This window comes from Xanthobacter autotrophicus (genome assembly GCF_030015065.1).
Lineage (GTDB): Bacteria > Pseudomonadota > Alphaproteobacteria > Rhizobiales > Xanthobacteraceae > Xanthobacter > Xanthobacter autotrophicus_D.
In genome coordinates, this window is the sequence record NZ_JAIVFN010000014.1 from 1 (window position 1) to 13,758 (window position 13,758).

Here is a 13,758-nt window from a genome sequence, read left to right on the forward strand (position 1 = left end):
GCCCTCGGCGGCAGAACGCCGGAGGAGGTCCATACGGCCTGCGACAGCATCGACATGGCGGCGTAACGCACACCAGAACCAAGCTTAGCAAAGCCGCCAATCTGTCCGCCAAACCGGGACCACCTCACGCTCGGCCGGACGCCGAAGACAGCGGCAAGCAATTATGCCACCTCGTGGCGATCTCCATGGACCACAGGGGTGTGCCGGTCGAACTGTTCACCACCAACCAATGGGTGACGGACGAATGGCTTTATCCTGCCGATGCGGTGATCCCGCTGATTGATCGGTTCGCTTTCTCCGATCCGGGCGCTGCACCCCTTGCCGCCCGGTGGCTCGCAGCCTTCATCGCCCTCCACCAGCCGGTGATCGCCCGACTGCTGCAAGAACGCGATGCGGCGCTCGAAATCGGAACCGCCGGAGGCGCAGGAAGGTGGGGCGATCCGGACTTGGGGGTCCTCTCGCGGCGTCCGGTCGATATCGACGGCTGGATCACCGCGGTTCGAGGAGCGCGCCAAGACCGGTGAGGCGACTCACGAGCGCCAGCGCCCCGAATGTGTTGTAGACTTCTGTTTTGACGCGCGTTCTTGGCGCAGGATCGCAATCCACTTTTGCTTAAATCCTTTTACGGGCGAGGCTCGCCGGCATTGCGGAACAGCTCTGCGAGCTTGTCTTCCGTGCCGCGATCCAGCGCCTCCGCATGTCCCGCTTCACGCAGCAGTGTCACCGTCTTCGCCAGTTGATCGACATATCTGCGGCAGTGCTTGCACATCATCAGATGCAGCCGAAATTGCGCGCGTGCCGACCAGCTCAACTCCTGATCGAGATAGGCGCTCGCCTTTTCGGTCACTTCGCGGCAACTCAGCACGATACGTCTCCGAAATTCGATCCAGGGCTCTTTATACGAACGAAAGGAGGATCCTTCTCAGTCTCGCAGTTCATCCTACTGTTACACTTTTCGCGTCGTGCGAGGCGCGCTGCCCATTTCCGGCCGAGCGAGCAGCGTCTCCATGGCCTGGCGCAGCCGGGCGCGGCCGCGGTGGAGGAGCACGCGCTGATTGGCCTCGCTCACGCCGAGGATCGCGCAGGCCTCCTCCGGTTCCAATCCCTCGACGTCGCGCAGGATGATGACGCTGCGCTGGGCCGGCGGCAAGGTATCCAGCGCCGCACGCACATGCTCCAGCATCTGGCGTCCCGCGACAATGCGCTCAGGGGTGAGGTCGCACCAGGAGGTTGGAGGATCGGCCCACATGCCGTTGGGTTTAAAACGACCGGGATCGACAGCGGGATCCCCGTCCACGCCCAGGTCCGAAAAGGTGATCGTGCGTCCATCACGCGCGCCGCGCGTGCGGGCCTTGTTGACCAGGACGCCGAAGATCCAGCTCTTGAGGGAGGACCGCCCCTCAAAACCGGAGAGGCCGGTGATCACGGCGACCCAGGTATCCTGAACCACCTCCTCGGCGGTCGGGCGGCTTTTGACGAAGGTGCGGGCCAGGCTGATCATGGCCCCGTTGAGGCTGCGCACCAGTTCGCGGAAAGCAACCTCGTCCCCCGCCCGCAGCCGCGCCACGGCCTCATCCGGTTCGGTTTCACCCGGGCCGTGCTGCTTCCCTCCACCCATCATGGCCCCCGCTTAGGTTTAAGCCCCGAGCATTCGTTCTGAGCCTCGCCCATCGACCCGGCCCGCTGCGCTTGCATCGGGGGACAGGGCACCGATCCGTATGAGCAGAAGACGCAGCAATCGCCCGACTTGGGTCGCAGCACAACGCCGCATGTCTTGCACGCATAAAAGAAAAGACATGCATCTTCAGGCATCGGCTCCGACGCGATGGCGCCGCAGTGCGGACAGGTGATGATGCCCTCGCGCATCAGAGGCGCGGCCGGGGTCATCGCTTCATTTCCGCGTCGGTGTAACGGCGCGCGCGCTCACGAGACGAACCATCAGGCGTTGCGTCTTCCGCCTGGCTCTCCGTCGCAGGAGGGGGCGAGCGAGGGGGCGCCCCGGTGCAGTTGGCGTCCCGTTCCTGGCGCAGGCGGTACGAGACGGCGCCATAGGTGGCGACACAATAGGGCACGATGAATGTGAGTGCGATTTTGGTCCAATCGAGCGCGCGTCCGCCCACCATCGCGTCGCCCTGGTTGATGAGGTTAAGGACGGTGCCCACCACCGCGGCGACGCCGAAGGACCGCCGGGGAATACCGGACTCCAGGGCATGGGAGAGAAAGCGCATGATCATGATGCCTCCCGGATGGCGGCCGGATCCCTCATCGGCCATCTCAGCGCTCCCGCGGCGGCAGCGCGGACCGGACGATGCTCTCCAGGAGCGCGCGGTCCTCACCCAAGCGGGCGAGCACGCGGACCGAGATGACCGCCGACAGGAGGCGGCGGGCAACATCCTCGGAGCGCATGCCGGCGTCGACGGAACCCTCCTGCTGCGCCCGTTCGATGGTGCGGCGAAATCCGTCCTCCACTTCCTTGAGACCGTCCCTGATGTCCGCACCGAGTTCGAGATCGATGGGCGCAACCTCCATGGCGGCGTTCACGAGGAGGCAGCCACGGCGATCGCAGAGGGAGGCGGCAACAAGGTTCGCGAAGAAATCGTGCAGAGCAGCCAGCGGATCGGCGGCGGCATCGAGTTCAGCCATCCGCCGTCGCGACGAGAGGTCGAGATAGCGCTGGAGCGCGCGGATGAACAGCCCCCGCTTATCTCCGAACGCATTGTAAAGGCTCGCTCCGCCCATCTGCATCCGGGCCGCGAGGTCCCTGATCGAGGTCGCGCCATATCCCTTCTCCCAGAAGCCGGCGACGGCGGCGTCGATGACTTCTTCTTCGTCGAAGGCGCGGTGTCGTCCCATGGCGCGTGCTCCTTGAAACGTGACCTGTGCATTGGGGATCTTCGTTGATTTTTTAGATCGCCCGATCAAAAAAACAAGCACCGATTTTTCAGGAGGACCTTCATGAAACGACTGCACCCGCTGCTCGCCGGCCTGACCTGCGCTCTGGTCCTGCTCGGATCGCACCTCTCCGCTTCCGCCGCCGAGCGCAAGCCCTTCGACCCGGCAGCTTTTGCTGCTGCCCAGGCGGCGAGTGCACCCATTCTCGTGGAGATCTCGGCCCCCTGGTGTCCCACCTGCAAGGCGCAAAAGCCCATCATCGATGCCCTGGCCGCGCAGCCGGAGACCAAGGCTTTGGTCATCTTCGAGGTGGATTTCGACACGCAGAAGCCCGTGGTTCGGGGCTTCAAGGCGCAAAGCCAGAGCACCCTGATCGCATTTCGGGGCAAGACCGAGACGGCGCGGTCGGTGGGCGACACCAACCCCGCTTCGATCGCCGCGCTGGTGAAATCGTCACTCGCCCGGTGAGGCGCGGCTCATGACCTTCGGCGACAGCTTTCTCGCATTCCTGGCCGGCATCCTGTCGACGCTGTCTCCATGCGTGCTGCCCATCCTGCCCTTGGTCTTGGGGGCAGCAGCCTCGCAACATCGGCTGGGGCCTGTCGCATTGGCGGGCGGCCTTGCCTTGTCCTTCGTCACCATCGGCCTCTTCGTCGCGACCATCGGCTATTCCATCGGTCTCGATGCCGGGGTGTTTCGGGCCGTCGCAGCGGTGCTGCTGATGTCGGTCGGCCTCGTTTTGCTCGTGCCGATCTTCCAGGCGCGGCTGGCAAGTGCGGCAGGCCCGGCGTCCGGCTGGGCGCAGGAGCGGTTTGGCGGCTTCTCCGCCACCGGGCTGAAGGGGCAGTTCGCCGTCGGGCTATTGCTCGGCGCGGTCTGGAGCCCCTGCGTCGGTCCCACCCTCGGGGCCGCGTCCGTTCTCGCCGCCAAAGGCGAGAACCTCGGCGAGGTGGCCCTGGTCATGCTCGCCTTCGGCCTCGGCGCGGCCTTGCCGCTGCTGGGGCTGGGGATGCTCTCGCGCGAAGCCATGATGCGCTGGCGTGACCGGCTGCTGCAGTTCGGCCAAGGCGGCAAGTCCGTGCTCGGCGCCCTCCTCATCATCATCGGCCTGCTCATCCTGACGGGCCTCGACAAGCGCCTGGAGGCGGCCCTGGTGGAGGCTTCCCCCGCTTGGCTCACCCATTTGACCACGCAGTTTTGACCGGTCTCCGGATGCGGAGGCAATCCATGACCGGCCTCGACATTCTGTTTCTGCACCAGCCATTGCGCACGCTCGGGGTCGTCCTGCCGTTCGGTCGTGATGGCGTGGTGCGCAGAGCGCGCCGCTGGCTGCGAGCCGAGGACAGGCGAGACCGAAACCGATGAGGAGGGCATCCACATGAATTCCGTACCGCTTCAGGGAATCCGGGCCTGCGTCTTCGACGCATACGGGACCCTGTTCGACGTCTCGTCCGCGGCGCAGGACTGTGCCGATGTGCTGGCAGACAAATCCGCCCCGCTTGCTGCGCTGTGGCGCGACAAGCAGCTTCAATATACTTGGCTGCGCGCCGCGCAGGGACGGCACGCTGATTTCCATCAGGTGACCGGTGATGCGCTCGACTTCGCCCTGGAGACCCTGGCGATCAGCCATGCGGGCCTGCGCGAGCGCCTGATGGGCCTTTATTTCACCCTACGCCCCTTTCCCGAGGTGAGCGATGTTCTGCGTCGCCTCAAGGCGGCCCGACTGCGTCTTGCCATCCTGTCCAACGGCAGCCCCGCAATGCTCGACGCCGCGGTCAAGGGCGCTCAGCTCGGCGACGTCCTCGACGCGGTGCTGTCGGTGGAGGACGTCGGGGTCTTTAAACCCCACCCCAAGGTCTACCAGCTTGCGCTCGATCGGCTGGACCTGCCCGCGTCGGCTGTGTCCTTCCAATCGTCCAATGCGTGGGACGCCCACGCGGCATCGGCGTTCGGGATGCGGGTCATCTGGTGCAACCGCTATGGGCAAAGACCCGAGCGGCTCCCCGGGAGGCCCGATCGCATGGTGACGTCCCTTGCCTCTCTCCCGGAACTGGTCGGGGCGGCGTAGGCGGGCTCAGGACGGCGGACCGGACGACGACGGCTTGGAGCGATGCGCGCGCACGTCGGCACCGCGCACTGTCGACGCGCTGACGCCGGCCGCTGATCACAACACATGGAACAGCTTCCCATGCGGGCGCGAAGTCTCATGAACAGGCGGGCAGTGATCGGCGGCCTCGCCAGCCTCATCTGGCCGTCCGCCGTCGGGGCACAGATGCCGCCGCTCCAGGATGATCCGCCCGAGCTGCGAACGGCGCGGTCGCAATTCATCATCGTCGCGGGGGGCGGTGTCCTTTCCCCGGTGAACGTCGAGCGGATGGACGGGAAGCGGATCGATCTGTCGTCCTTTCGCGGCCGCGTCGTCCTGCTGAGCTTCTGGGCCACATGGTGTCCGCCTTGCCGGCGCGAGGTCCCGCAACTGGAGCAACTCCAGGCCATGCTCCGCGGAGAGAAGATCGAGATCGTCGCGGTCTCCATCGATCGCTCAGGTACGTCGGTGGTGAAGCCGTTTCTCGATCGGCTCGGGGTCCGCAAACTGACGCCTTATCTCGATCCGGGCGGACAACTGACGCAAGCTCAGGGGCCCGACGCGAGGCCGCTGTTCAGGCTCTACGGGATGCCCATCTCCTACATCATCGACCGCCACGGCCGCGTGGCCGGCTATTTCAGTGGCGAGATGGACTGGACATCGCCCGCAGCGCTCCGGCTCCTGCGCTATTACGCGGATCCTTAAGACTATCGGGGGCAGGCGGCACAGGAATTCAGATACCATTCCGCAAGGCGAACCAACAGGAGGTGACGAGTTCGGATTCCGGCTCGGCCGCGGCGAGGATCAAATATCGATGCCCTCGACCAGGGTGACTCCGGGCTCGATTGTCGACCGCCACTCCTGACGCGGATGTCCGTATTGCGGGAATCGATCCAGCGTCAGCGGTTGGTTTGGCATGACGCACCTCATCTTGCCCGCGGCTGCGCCGCCTGCCGCGCCAGCTCGGCCTCCAACTCGGCGATCCGGGCCGTCAGCGGCGCCGTCACCGCGCGCACCTCATCGAGCGTCAAGCGCTCGGTAATGTGCTGGGGGCAGTTCCAGTCGAAGCCCTCGACCGTGATGACGAAGCCCCGCTCGATCCGCGCCCTGTAGTCCGGCATCTCAAGGCGCGACAGCACCGCCTCATCGTCGGACCCGACGATCTTGGCGCGGCCGAACAGCTTGAGACGGGTCTTGTTCGGATAATCCATGAAGAACAGGGACACCCGCTCGTCCGTCATCAGGTTCCCGACGCTGACATACTGGCGGTTGCCGCGGAAATCGGCAAAGCCGATCGTGCTCTCGTCGAGCACGCACACGAACCCTGTCGGTCCGCCGCGATGCTGGATATAGGGCCAGCCCGTCTCGCTGACAGTGGCCATGTAGAGTGAGTTCCGGGCCGCGATGAACCCGACCTCGGCATCCGTGAGCCGGTAATTCACCGCATGGGGCAAGTGCTCCATCCGGGCATAGGACGCTCGGCTGCCCAGGTCCTCCTGCACCTTCTTCACCATGGGTGTGAAGGCGATCTCCGCGAAGTGGTGTGGCATGATGTCCTCCTCCATCCGCCCCAGAGACGGATGGCGCGGCCGAAGCCGCGCCATGTCGCCATCGCCGGGTCAAGCGGCCGTGTTCAACTCGATCGCCGGGAAGTCGATGTCGATCTGGGTGGCCTTGCCCAGCAGGTTGGTGAAGATGTTCATGGCCACATGCGTGATGATCTCGATCACCTCGGCGTCGGAGTGGCCCGCCGCGCGGACCGCGTCAAACTCGGCCTTGCTCACCTGGCCCGTATGCGCGACCAGCGCGCGGGCAAAGCCCAGGGCGGCTTCCGCCTTGGCGTCCGAGGACCGGCCCGCACGGTTGGCGAGCATCTCCTGAGTGTCGAGGCCGGCCTTTCGGCCGATCGCCGTGTGCGCCGAGACGCAATACTGGCAGGCATTCTGCTCGGCGACCGTCAGGGCGATGCGCTCGCGCGTCCGCGGGTCGAGCACGCCGGCGCCGGCGATCCCGTAGAGGCCCAGGAAGGCGCTGAGCGCGGCCGGCGAATTCGCCAGCACACGGATGAAGTTCGGTACCATGCCGAGGCCGGACTGGACGGCGTCAAGCAGTTGCTTGGCCTCGCCAGTGGCGGTCTGGGGGTCGATGACGGCAACACGAGCCATGGGATTGGTCTTTCCGTATCTGATGGTGCGGTGCGCCTCGGCGCCGCTCCCGTGCAATCTGGCTCACCGCGCCGTTTGAAAGAATGCCCGAGATGTGGAACGATTTATTTCGCACGGAGGAATAATGCGTGGACCGGCTGCATGAAATCGAGGTGTTCATCGCGGTGGCAGACGCCGGCAGCTTCGCCAAGGCCGGCGCACGGCTGCGCCTGTCGCCGCCGGCGGTGACGCGCGCCATTTCTGCGCTCGAGGACCGCCTCGGCGCGCGCGTCTTCAATCGGACGACTCGCAGCGTGACCATCACCGATGTCGGCCGAAGCTTCCTGGAAAGCGCACGGCGCGTCCTCACCGATCTCGACGCGGCCGAGAAGGAAGCAGTCGGCGAAACGGCCATGCCGCAAGGCCACCTCACCATCACGGCTTCGGTGACGTTTGGGCGATCCGCGCTTCCACCGGTGGTCTGCGCCTTCCTTGCTCAGCACCCGCGCGTGTCGGCATCCGTTCTGCTGCTCGATCGGGTCGTGAACCTCGTCGAGGAAGGCATCGATATCGCCGTGCGCATCGGTCACCTGCCGGATTCGAGCCTGATGGCTAAAAGGATCGGCGCGGTCCATCGGGTCCTGGTCGCAAGCCCGGATTACCTCGCAAGGCGCGGGGCGCCGGTCGCACCCACCGACCTGCGGCTCCATTCCATGATCGCCTTCACAGGCCTCATGCCAAACCGCGAATGGCGGTTCCTGAACGGACAGAAGCAGGGCAGCCTGAACCTCAACCCGACCTTCGAAATCAACGACGCAGTGACCGCCATCCAGATCGCCGAGAAGGGGCACGGCATCGCCATTGCCCTATCCTACATGGTGAGCGACCAGATCCGCGCCGGAACGTTGGTGGCCGTCCTCGACGCATTCAAGCCACCGGCCCAGCCGGTGCATCTGGTCTATCCGCACGCCCGGCTCGTCGCGCCCAAGATTCGCGCCTTCGTCGATTTTGCGGCGCCTCGGCTGAAGACCGCCCTCGATCAATTGATGTGGAGAGGCGCGGGCGACCCCCGACAGGACGCTTCGGGGCGAGCGTCCTGACAGCTGAAAGCCTACGCTTCAGTATTCGGTCCGAGCCCGATGGGCGGACGCCCCAAGAAACCCGGGACGATTGTCTCCGATCTGGGCCGCATCCACCGTCATATCGTTCCTCTCCTCGGCTCGCGTCGCGTCAGGGAGCTGACGAAAGCCGACGTCACGAAGGCCATGAAGGACATCATGGCCGGGAAGACACGCATCACCGTCAAGACGAAGAAACTGCGCGGAGAGCGCTGACGGATATCCGAAAGGGCTTCCTCCACCCGCCGCTCTACAAACCGCTCAAACATGCCATCCCCGAATCCCGGACAATCGGAAGCAGTGATATCGGCTGATTGGAAGTCAATGGCCCGCCAATTGGAATAGCATGGGTCGCCATCTGGAAGCGTAAGGGGAAGCCTTCCCCTGCGGTCGAGCAGCCCGGCGAGCCGCACTCCCACTGGCACCGGCATGCGCCGCTGGCGCATCGGCACCCGCACTATCCCGATCTCCATCATCGTCACGGGCACGGACGGCCTGGGGCCGGGGCGTCTCAGGGGAGGCGCGCGCCGCCCGGCGCGTCAGGGCGGGCACCGTCACGAACAGGGCCGCGACGACCGCGAAACCGGCCCCTGCGGCAAAGGTCGCCGCGGAGCCGATCCGCTCCCACAGCACCCCCGCGACGACGCTCGCCACCAGCATGGCGACGCCGGTGGCGAGGTTGAACAGACCGAACGCCGAGCCCCGCAGCGTCGCGGGCGCGTGCTGGGCTACAAGCTTGGCGAGCAGGCCCTGGGTGAGCGCCATGTGCGCGCCCCACAAGGCGATGCCGAGAAAGGCGCCCCAAAGGCCCGGCGCGAACGCCAGCATCAGGTCCGCGCCGATGAGGACTGCCAGCCCCACCAGCAGCGGGCGCGTGGGTGAGGCCTGGTCGGACCAGGCACCGGCGGGATAGGCGCCGAGCGAATAGACGACGTTCATGGCCACGAGAACGAGCGGCGCGAGGGCCAGCGGCAGGCCCTCGTCGTGCGCCTTCAGCACGAGGAAGGCTTCGCTGAACCGCGCGAGGGTGAACACCACGCCGATGGCGACGACGCCCCAGAACGCGCCGTCGAGGTGCCGGAGATCGGCGAGGCGCACCGGCGGCGGACGGCCGACGGCGCCCTCCTCCCCGATGGCGCGATCCTCGACCCCCAGGATGACGCACGCCACCGCGAGCGCGCCGGGGATGAGGGCGAACCAGAACACCGTTCGCATGTCGTCGGCGAACAGCGCCATCAGCGCGATGGCGAGGAGCGGCCCGAGGAACGCGCCGACGGTGTCGAGCGCCTGTCGCACCCCGTAGGCGCGCCCGCGGATGGAAGGCGGCGTGACATCCGCCACCAGCGCGTCCCGCGGCGCGCCGCGCATTCCCTTGCCGATGCGGTCGGCGAAGCGCGCGGCGAATACCATCGGCGGCGCGCCGGCGAGGGCGAAGAACGGCTTCGACGCGGCGCCCAATCCATAGCCGATGAGGATCAGCGGCTTGCGCCAGCCGATGCGGTCGGACAGGTAGCCGGAAAAGACCTTCACGATGGCGGCGGTGGATTCGCCCACCCCCTCAATGAGGCCCACCACGGCCACGCTGGCTCCGAGGGTTGCGGTGAGAAAAAGGGGCAGCAGCGCGTGGATCATCTCCGACGAGATGTCCATGAACAGGCTCACGAACCCGAGCGCCCAGACGGTTCTCGGGATCGACCGGCGCTTATCGGTGTCTTGAGCCGGAGCATGCATGATAGCTCTCAACTTGACGAACCCGACCGACGCCCACAAGGGCTCATGCGCCCTCGTCCCGTTACGCTGCGCGCACCTGCGTCATCATGCCGAGCCCGTGTGGCCGAGGTGGCAGTGGAGGAACCACGACCACATGGCCCGCGTCGAAGGCGGTGGTCACCGGCGCATGGGCGGGAACGACCACCGTATCGCGCACCGACCCGGAAAAGCGCTGTCCACCGATGCCCACCACCTGGAAATGATGCCCGTGCAGGTGCATCGGGTGCATCATGGATGTGGGGTTCATGAAGGTCATCTCCGCCCTCTCGCCCTGGCGCACGTCGAAGGGCCGGTGCCCGCCGCGGATGTGGCCGTCAATGACCCGGCGAGAGCCGGGCTCTTCGCCGAACATCACCGTATAGCGCGTGTCAGGTTGCCGTGGCGCGACGGGCTTTGCCGCGGGTAGCTTCAGTTCGAGGGAGAGGTCGGCCAGCCCCGGGGAGTATCGGCTCCGTCCGCCTCGTTATCTGAGCTGCGTCTCAACCGGCAGGCCGTGCCTGCTCCAGGCCAGCATGGAGCCGTCATAGAGCATGACGTCCCGGTAGCCGAGCAGTTCGTGCATCACGAACCACGAGATGGCGGAGACATGGGCCGTGTTGCAATAGGCCGCCACCGTCTGCCGGGGACCGAGGCCGACGGCTGTATAGGCGAGGGCGAGTTCCTCCTTCGGGCGATAGGTGCCGTTGGCGGCAAAATTCGCATCGAAAGGAAAGAGCCTCGCGCCGGGAATGTGGCCCGCCTTCACGATGTTCGGGCGCTTCTCCAGGCCCACATAGAAGCTGAAGAACCGGGCGTCGAGGATGCCCGCATCCTTGCGCGTCTGGAGCGCCTCCATCTGGGCCGTGTCGGCGAGGAATTCGCGGCGCGGAGGCCGGGCCTTGAAATTCCCCGTCTGCGCCGCCTCGTCCTCGCCCCACACCTCGCGGTTCTCGGCCACCCATCTGGTCGTGCCGCCGTCGAGGATGGCAACCTTGTCGTGGCCATAATATCTGAGCTGCCAATAGACGTAGGCGGCATAGCCCGCATCGTCCGGTCCCCGCCCCCGATGGGTGAGCACGACGAGCGTGTCGTCGCTCACCCCGACCGATCGCATGAGCGCCGAGAACGCCTCGGGCGGGAGGTTCATGTCGGTGATTTCCACGCCGCGTTCGGTGGTGGTGCCACGGGCCTTGCGGAAGTCGAGAGGCACCGCGCCGATCAGGTGGCCGCCCTCCTTGTAGCTGGTGTCGTCATTGCGCACGTCGAGGACGAGGACCTCCTCCTGGTGGGCTGCGAGCCATTCGCTCGAGACCAGCGGGCCGGGAAGGTCCAGGGCGGCGGCGGGCGGCGCGGGCACGGCCGCGAGGAACCCGAGGGCAAGCATGCCCCATACCAGTTTGAACATTGGCGTTTCTCCCATTCTTGTTGGTTGGGACTTCGGCGACGGCGTCGTGTCAGCCTGCCGCGACGGGCAGCCCGGCGGCGCGCCATTCCGGCATTCCGTCTTCCATGCGGCGGGCCGAGAAGCCCCTGGCGCGCAGGCGTGCAACAGCCTCCACCGCGAGCAGGCAATAGGCGCCGCGGCAATAAGCAACGATCTCCGTCGCCGGATCGAACTCGGCGAGGCGGGCATCGAGCTCCTCAAGCGGGACGCTGACGGCTCCGGGCACGTGGCCGAGGTCGAACTCCTCCCGGGGCCGCACGTCGATCACCGTGACGAGGCCCGCCTGCGCGCGGTCCACAAGGTCGGCGCGACCGACGGGCTCAAGCCCGTCCCGCCCGTCGAAATAGCGCGCAAGCAGAGCACCCACAGACGCGACATTGCGTTCCGCCGTCTGCCGCAGCACCGACATGAGCTGGACGACCCCGTCGTCCGCCAGCCGGTAGAGGACGAACTTGCCGTCGCGGCGGGCCTCCAGCAGGCCCGCACGACGCAGCTGCTGCAGGTGCTGGGAGGCATTGGCCATGGAGAGCCCGGTCAGCCGGGCCAGCGCCTCCACGCTACGCTCGCCCTGCGCGAGGTGCTCCAGCAATTCCACGCGGTGCTCGTGGCCGAGGGCGCGCGCCACCGCGGCCAGCTCGGCGAACAGAGCGCGTTTGGGATCCGTTGACTTGCACATGATGGTAACGATACATCATTCAAGCGATAACTTGAACGTATAATTGTCCTGCCCATGCCGCGAGGGCATCGTGGGGTACAGGCGGAGTCGGACATGCACGCGCTGTTCATTCTCAACGATCCGCCCTACGGCACGGAGCGCGTCTATAACGGCCTGCGCCTCGCCGCCGGCATCCTCAAGCAGGATGCGGGAAACCGGGTCACCGTGTTCCTCATGGCGGATGCCGTCGCCGCCGCGAAGGCTGGCCAGAAGACGCCGGACGGCTATTACAATGCGGAGCGCATGCTGAAGCGGGTCCTCGCCGGCAAGGGCGAGGTGCTTCTGTGCGGCACCTGCATGGACGCCCGGGGCCTCTGCGATGCCGATGTGACGCCGGGCGCGCGGCGCAGCACCATGGATGAACTCTCGGCCGTCACCGTTTCGGCCGACAAGGTCCTGGTGTTCTGATGACCGCACCCGCCATTGCGCAGGCGATGCCGCGAAGCCGCATGATCCGGCAGGTCGCGCTGCTCTCCGCCGCCCAGGCGCTGTTCCAGACGGCATCCGTCATGGTGATGACGGTGGCCGGCCTTGCCGGGGCCGCCATCACCCCCGCGCCGGAACTCGCCACGCTGCCGGTCGCGGCCATGTTCCTCGGCACGGCGATCGGCATCGCCCCGGCATCCCTGTGGATGGCCCGCGTGGGGCGAAGGGTCGGCTTCGTGGCGGGCGCCGTGCTGGGAACCCTCGGCGGCCTCCTGGGGGCGCTCGGAATCTTTTATGCGTCGCTGCCGCTGCTCTGCCTCGGGACCGGCCTCGTCGGCGCCTATCAGGCCTTCGCGCAATTCTATCGCTTCGCCGCGGCGGAGGTGGCCACCGACGCTTTTCGCCCCCGCGCCATCTCCTTCGTCCTGGCCGGCGGGGTGGTGGCCGCCATCGCCGGACCGATCCTCGGGCGCTTCGGTGGCCCATTGCTGGCGGCGGACTATGCGGGCTCGTTCCTGATCCTCGCCGTCGTTTCGCTGCTGGCGGCGGGTCTCCTGCAGGGCGTTGACGTGCCGCGCCCCACCCAGAGCGCATCGAGCGGCGGGCGACCGCTGGGCGCGATCGTCCGGCAGCCCGGCTATCTCGTGGCCCTGTTCGGCGCGGCCACGGGCTATGGCGTGATGATCCTCGCCATGACGGCGACCCCGCTCGCCATGCTGCACCATCAGCACGACCTTTCGGCCGCAGCGACGGTGATCCAGATGCATGTGCTGGGAATGTTCCTGCCGTCCTTCTTCACCGGCGCGCTCATCTCCCGCTTCGGGGTGCTCAAGGTGATGCTGGCCGGGGCGTTCCTGCTGGCGGGTCATGTTCTCATCGCGCTGTCGGGCACGCAATTCCTCGCCTTCGCCTCCGCGCTGGTCCTGCTGGGCGTGGGCTGGAACTTCCTGTTCATCGGCGGCACCACGCTGCTCACACGCTGCTACGCGCCGGAAGAGCGCGCTCGGGCGCAGGCGGCCAACGACCTCGTGATCTTCATCGTCGGGGTGGCGACCTCGCTCGGCGCCGGCGCGATGCTGCACCTGCTCGGCTGGCAGATCATGAACGCCGTGCTGCTGCCATGGCTCGCCCTCGCGGTCCTCGCCCTCGTCTGGCTCGGCTGGCGCGAGGGGCGGGTTTAAACG

Annotated in this window: 20 protein-coding genes and 1 pseudogene; 10 read left to right on the forward strand and 11 right to left on the reverse strand. The window is 66.6% G+C overall.

Translation table 11 applies throughout. The features are described from left to right. On the forward strand, nucleotides 1-524 hold a 524-nt coding region (locus K9U40_RS05025; RefSeq protein WP_432715905.1), incomplete at its 5' end, for a DUF6969 family protein. 98 nt (nucleotides 525-622) lie between these two features. Here the strand turns inward: K9U40_RS05025 and K9U40_RS05030 are convergent. The 5 genes from K9U40_RS05030 to K9U40_RS05050 all read right to left on the reverse strand — a co-directional run bounded on the left by K9U40_RS05030 (nucleotide 623) and on the right by K9U40_RS05050 (nucleotide 2,970). Then, entirely contained in the window at nucleotides 623-865 is a 243-nt protein-coding gene (locus K9U40_RS05030; protein ID WP_282889116.1) for a zf-HC2 domain-containing protein, read from the reverse strand. Between the two features lie 81 nt (nucleotides 866-946). Beyond that, entirely contained in the window at nucleotides 947-1,567 is a 621-nt protein-coding gene (locus tag K9U40_RS05035; RefSeq protein WP_282889117.1) for an RNA polymerase sigma factor, read from the reverse strand. 50 nt (nucleotides 1,568-1,617) lie between these two features. Beyond that, a complete protein-coding gene (locus K9U40_RS05040; protein WP_414115019.1) occupies nucleotides 1,618-1,866 on the reverse strand; it encodes a GDCCVxC domain-containing (seleno)protein in 249 nt (82 codons plus the stop codon). Nucleotides 1,867-1,883: 17 nt separating this feature from the next. Continuing rightward, on the reverse strand, nucleotides 1,884-2,273 hold the full coding sequence (gene nrtS / locus K9U40_RS05045) for a nitrate/nitrite transporter NrtS (protein WP_282889119.1): 390 nt from the start codon (nucleotides 2,271-2,273) through the stop codon (nucleotides 1,884-1,886). 1 nt (nucleotide 2,274) lies between these two features. Beyond that, complete coding sequence (locus K9U40_RS05050) at nucleotides 2,275-2,970, reverse strand: TetR/AcrR family transcriptional regulator (protein WP_282889120.1); 696 nt, start codon at nucleotides 2,968-2,970, stop codon at nucleotides 2,275-2,277. On the opposite strand from K9U40_RS05050, the gene K9U40_RS05055 reads away from it, so the two are divergent. The 5 genes from K9U40_RS05055 to K9U40_RS05075 all read left to right on the forward strand — a co-directional run bounded on the left by K9U40_RS05055 (nucleotide 2,956) and on the right by K9U40_RS05075 (nucleotide 5,683). Then, the gene (locus K9U40_RS05055; RefSeq protein WP_282889121.1) at nucleotides 2,956-3,360 is read left to right on the forward strand and encodes a thioredoxin family protein; all 405 of its coding nucleotides are present in this window, start codon (nucleotides 2,956-2,958) and stop codon (nucleotides 3,358-3,360) included. The two genes, K9U40_RS05050 and K9U40_RS05055, sit on opposite strands and share 15 nt — an antisense overlap. Nucleotides 3,361-3,370: 10 nt before the next feature. Further along, complete coding sequence (locus K9U40_RS05060; protein ID WP_282889122.1) at nucleotides 3,371-4,093, forward strand: cytochrome c biogenesis CcdA family protein; 723 nt, start codon at nucleotides 3,371-3,373, stop codon at nucleotides 4,091-4,093. A 26-nt stretch (nucleotides 4,094-4,119) separates the two neighbouring features. Next, nucleotides 4,120-4,257, forward strand: coding sequence for a hypothetical protein (locus K9U40_RS05065; protein WP_282889123.1), 138 nt, complete (start codon nucleotides 4,120-4,122; stop codon nucleotides 4,255-4,257). A gap of 13 nt (nucleotides 4,258-4,270) precedes the next feature. Continuing rightward, complete coding sequence (locus K9U40_RS05070; RefSeq protein ID WP_282889124.1) at nucleotides 4,271-4,960, forward strand: haloacid dehalogenase type II; 690 nt, start codon at nucleotides 4,271-4,273, stop codon at nucleotides 4,958-4,960. A 105-nt stretch (nucleotides 4,961-5,065) separates the two neighbouring features. Next, the gene (locus K9U40_RS05075) at nucleotides 5,066-5,683 is read left to right on the forward strand and encodes a TlpA disulfide reductase family protein (RefSeq protein WP_282889125.1); all 618 of its coding nucleotides are present in this window, start codon (nucleotides 5,066-5,068) and stop codon (nucleotides 5,681-5,683) included. Nucleotides 5,684-5,904: 221 nt separating this feature from the next. Here K9U40_RS05075 and K9U40_RS05080 read toward each other — a convergent pair whose 3' ends face one another. Both K9U40_RS05080 and K9U40_RS05085 read right to left on the reverse strand, forming a co-directional pair. Continuing rightward, nucleotides 5,905-6,528, reverse strand: a complete 624-nt coding sequence (locus K9U40_RS05080; RefSeq protein ID WP_282889126.1) for a pyridoxamine 5'-phosphate oxidase family protein — start codon at nucleotides 6,526-6,528, stop codon at nucleotides 5,905-5,907. Between the two features lie 69 nt (nucleotides 6,529-6,597). Beyond that, entirely contained in the window at nucleotides 6,598-7,143 is a 546-nt protein-coding gene (locus tag K9U40_RS05085; RefSeq protein WP_282889127.1) for a carboxymuconolactone decarboxylase family protein, read from the reverse strand. A gap of 128 nt (nucleotides 7,144-7,271) precedes the next feature. On the opposite strand from K9U40_RS05085, the gene K9U40_RS05090 reads away from it, so the two are divergent. Next, a complete protein-coding gene (locus K9U40_RS05090) occupies nucleotides 7,272-8,222 on the forward strand; it encodes a LysR substrate-binding domain-containing protein (protein ID WP_282889128.1) in 951 nt (316 codons plus the stop codon). A 42-nt stretch (nucleotides 8,223-8,264) separates the two neighbouring features. Continuing rightward, nucleotides 8,265-8,450: pseudogene (locus tag K9U40_RS05095) on the forward strand (integrase); the annotation flags it as partial. Nucleotides 8,451-8,561: 111 nt separating this feature from the next. Here the strand turns inward: K9U40_RS05095 and K9U40_RS05100 are convergent. From K9U40_RS05100 to K9U40_RS05115, 4 genes are all read right to left on the reverse strand, one after another. Further along, the gene (locus K9U40_RS05100) at nucleotides 8,562-9,971 is read right to left on the reverse strand and encodes an MFS transporter (RefSeq protein WP_282889129.1); all 1,410 of its coding nucleotides are present in this window, start codon (nucleotides 9,969-9,971) and stop codon (nucleotides 8,562-8,564) included. 61 nt (nucleotides 9,972-10,032) lie between these two features. Then, a complete protein-coding gene (locus K9U40_RS05105) occupies nucleotides 10,033-10,362 on the reverse strand; it encodes a multicopper oxidase domain-containing protein (protein WP_282889130.1) in 330 nt (109 codons plus the stop codon). Nucleotides 10,363-10,473: 111 nt separating this feature from the next. Further along, complete coding sequence (locus tag K9U40_RS05110; protein ID WP_282889131.1) at nucleotides 10,474-11,394, reverse strand: sulfurtransferase; 921 nt, start codon at nucleotides 11,392-11,394, stop codon at nucleotides 10,474-10,476. A 49-nt stretch (nucleotides 11,395-11,443) separates the two neighbouring features. Further along, complete coding sequence (locus tag K9U40_RS05115; RefSeq protein ID WP_282889132.1) at nucleotides 11,444-12,109, reverse strand: ArsR/SmtB family transcription factor; 666 nt, start codon at nucleotides 12,107-12,109, stop codon at nucleotides 11,444-11,446. A 93-nt stretch (nucleotides 12,110-12,202) separates the two neighbouring features. On the opposite strand from K9U40_RS05115, the gene K9U40_RS05120 reads away from it, so the two are divergent. Together K9U40_RS05120 and K9U40_RS05125 are read left to right on the forward strand one after the other, a co-directional pair. Then, nucleotides 12,203-12,556 (forward strand): DsrE/DsrF/TusD sulfur relay family protein, encoded by a 354-nt coding sequence (locus tag K9U40_RS05120; protein WP_282889133.1) that lies wholly within the window; start codon nucleotides 12,203-12,205, stop codon nucleotides 12,554-12,556. Continuing rightward, nucleotides 12,556-13,755 carry an MFS transporter gene (locus tag K9U40_RS05125; protein ID WP_282889134.1) on the forward strand — a complete coding sequence of 400 codons (1,200 nt, stop codon included), beginning with the start codon at nucleotides 12,556-12,558 and terminating at the stop codon, nucleotides 13,753-13,755. The genes K9U40_RS05120 and K9U40_RS05125 overlap by 1 nt, the downstream gene beginning before the upstream one ends. Nucleotides 13,756-13,758 lie beyond the last annotated feature (3 nt).

Bases quoted from the DNA above. Each gene is read 5' to 3' on its own strand.
- K9U40_RS05040 (WP_414115019.1), bottom strand. From the start codon at position 1,866: ATGCGCGAGGGCATCATCACCTGTCCGCACTGCGGCGCCATCGCGTCG.
- nrtS (WP_282889119.1), bottom strand. From the start codon at position 2,273: ATGGCCGATGAGGGATCCGGCCGCCATCCGGGAGGCATCATGATCATG.
- K9U40_RS05055 (WP_282889121.1), top strand. From the start codon at position 2,956: ATGAAACGACTGCACCCGCTGCTCGCCGGCCTGACCTGCGCTCTGGTC.
- K9U40_RS05060 (WP_282889122.1), top strand. From the start codon at position 3,371: ATGACCTTCGGCGACAGCTTTCTCGCATTCCTGGCCGGCATCCTGTCG.
- K9U40_RS05065 (WP_282889123.1), top strand. From the start codon at position 4,120: ATGACCGGCCTCGACATTCTGTTTCTGCACCAGCCATTGCGCACGCTC.
- K9U40_RS05070 (WP_282889124.1), top strand. From the start codon at position 4,271: ATGAATTCCGTACCGCTTCAGGGAATCCGGGCCTGCGTCTTCGACGCA.
- K9U40_RS05075 (WP_282889125.1), top strand. From the start codon at position 5,066: ATGGAACAGCTTCCCATGCGGGCGCGAAGTCTCATGAACAGGCGGGCA.
- K9U40_RS05080 (WP_282889126.1), bottom strand. From the start codon at position 6,528: ATGCCACACCACTTCGCGGAGATCGCCTTCACACCCATGGTGAAGAAG.
- K9U40_RS05085 (WP_282889127.1), bottom strand. From the start codon at position 7,143: ATGGCTCGTGTTGCCGTCATCGACCCCCAGACCGCCACTGGCGAGGCC.
- K9U40_RS05100 (WP_282889129.1), bottom strand. From the start codon at position 9,971: ATGCATGCTCCGGCTCAAGACACCGATAAGCGCCGGTCGATCCCGAGA.
- K9U40_RS05105 (WP_282889130.1), bottom strand. From the start codon at position 10,362: ATGTTCGGCGAAGAGCCCGGCTCTCGCCGGGTCATTGACGGCCACATC.
- K9U40_RS05110 (WP_282889131.1), bottom strand. From the start codon at position 11,394: ATGTTCAAACTGGTATGGGGCATGCTTGCCCTCGGGTTCCTCGCGGCC.
- K9U40_RS05115 (WP_282889132.1), bottom strand. From the start codon at position 12,109: ATGTGCAAGTCAACGGATCCCAAACGCGCTCTGTTCGCCGAGCTGGCC.
- K9U40_RS05120 (WP_282889133.1), top strand. From the start codon at position 12,203: ATGCACGCGCTGTTCATTCTCAACGATCCGCCCTACGGCACGGAGCGC.
- K9U40_RS05125 (WP_282889134.1), top strand. From the start codon at position 12,556: ATGACCGCACCCGCCATTGCGCAGGCGATGCCGCGAAGCCGCATGATC.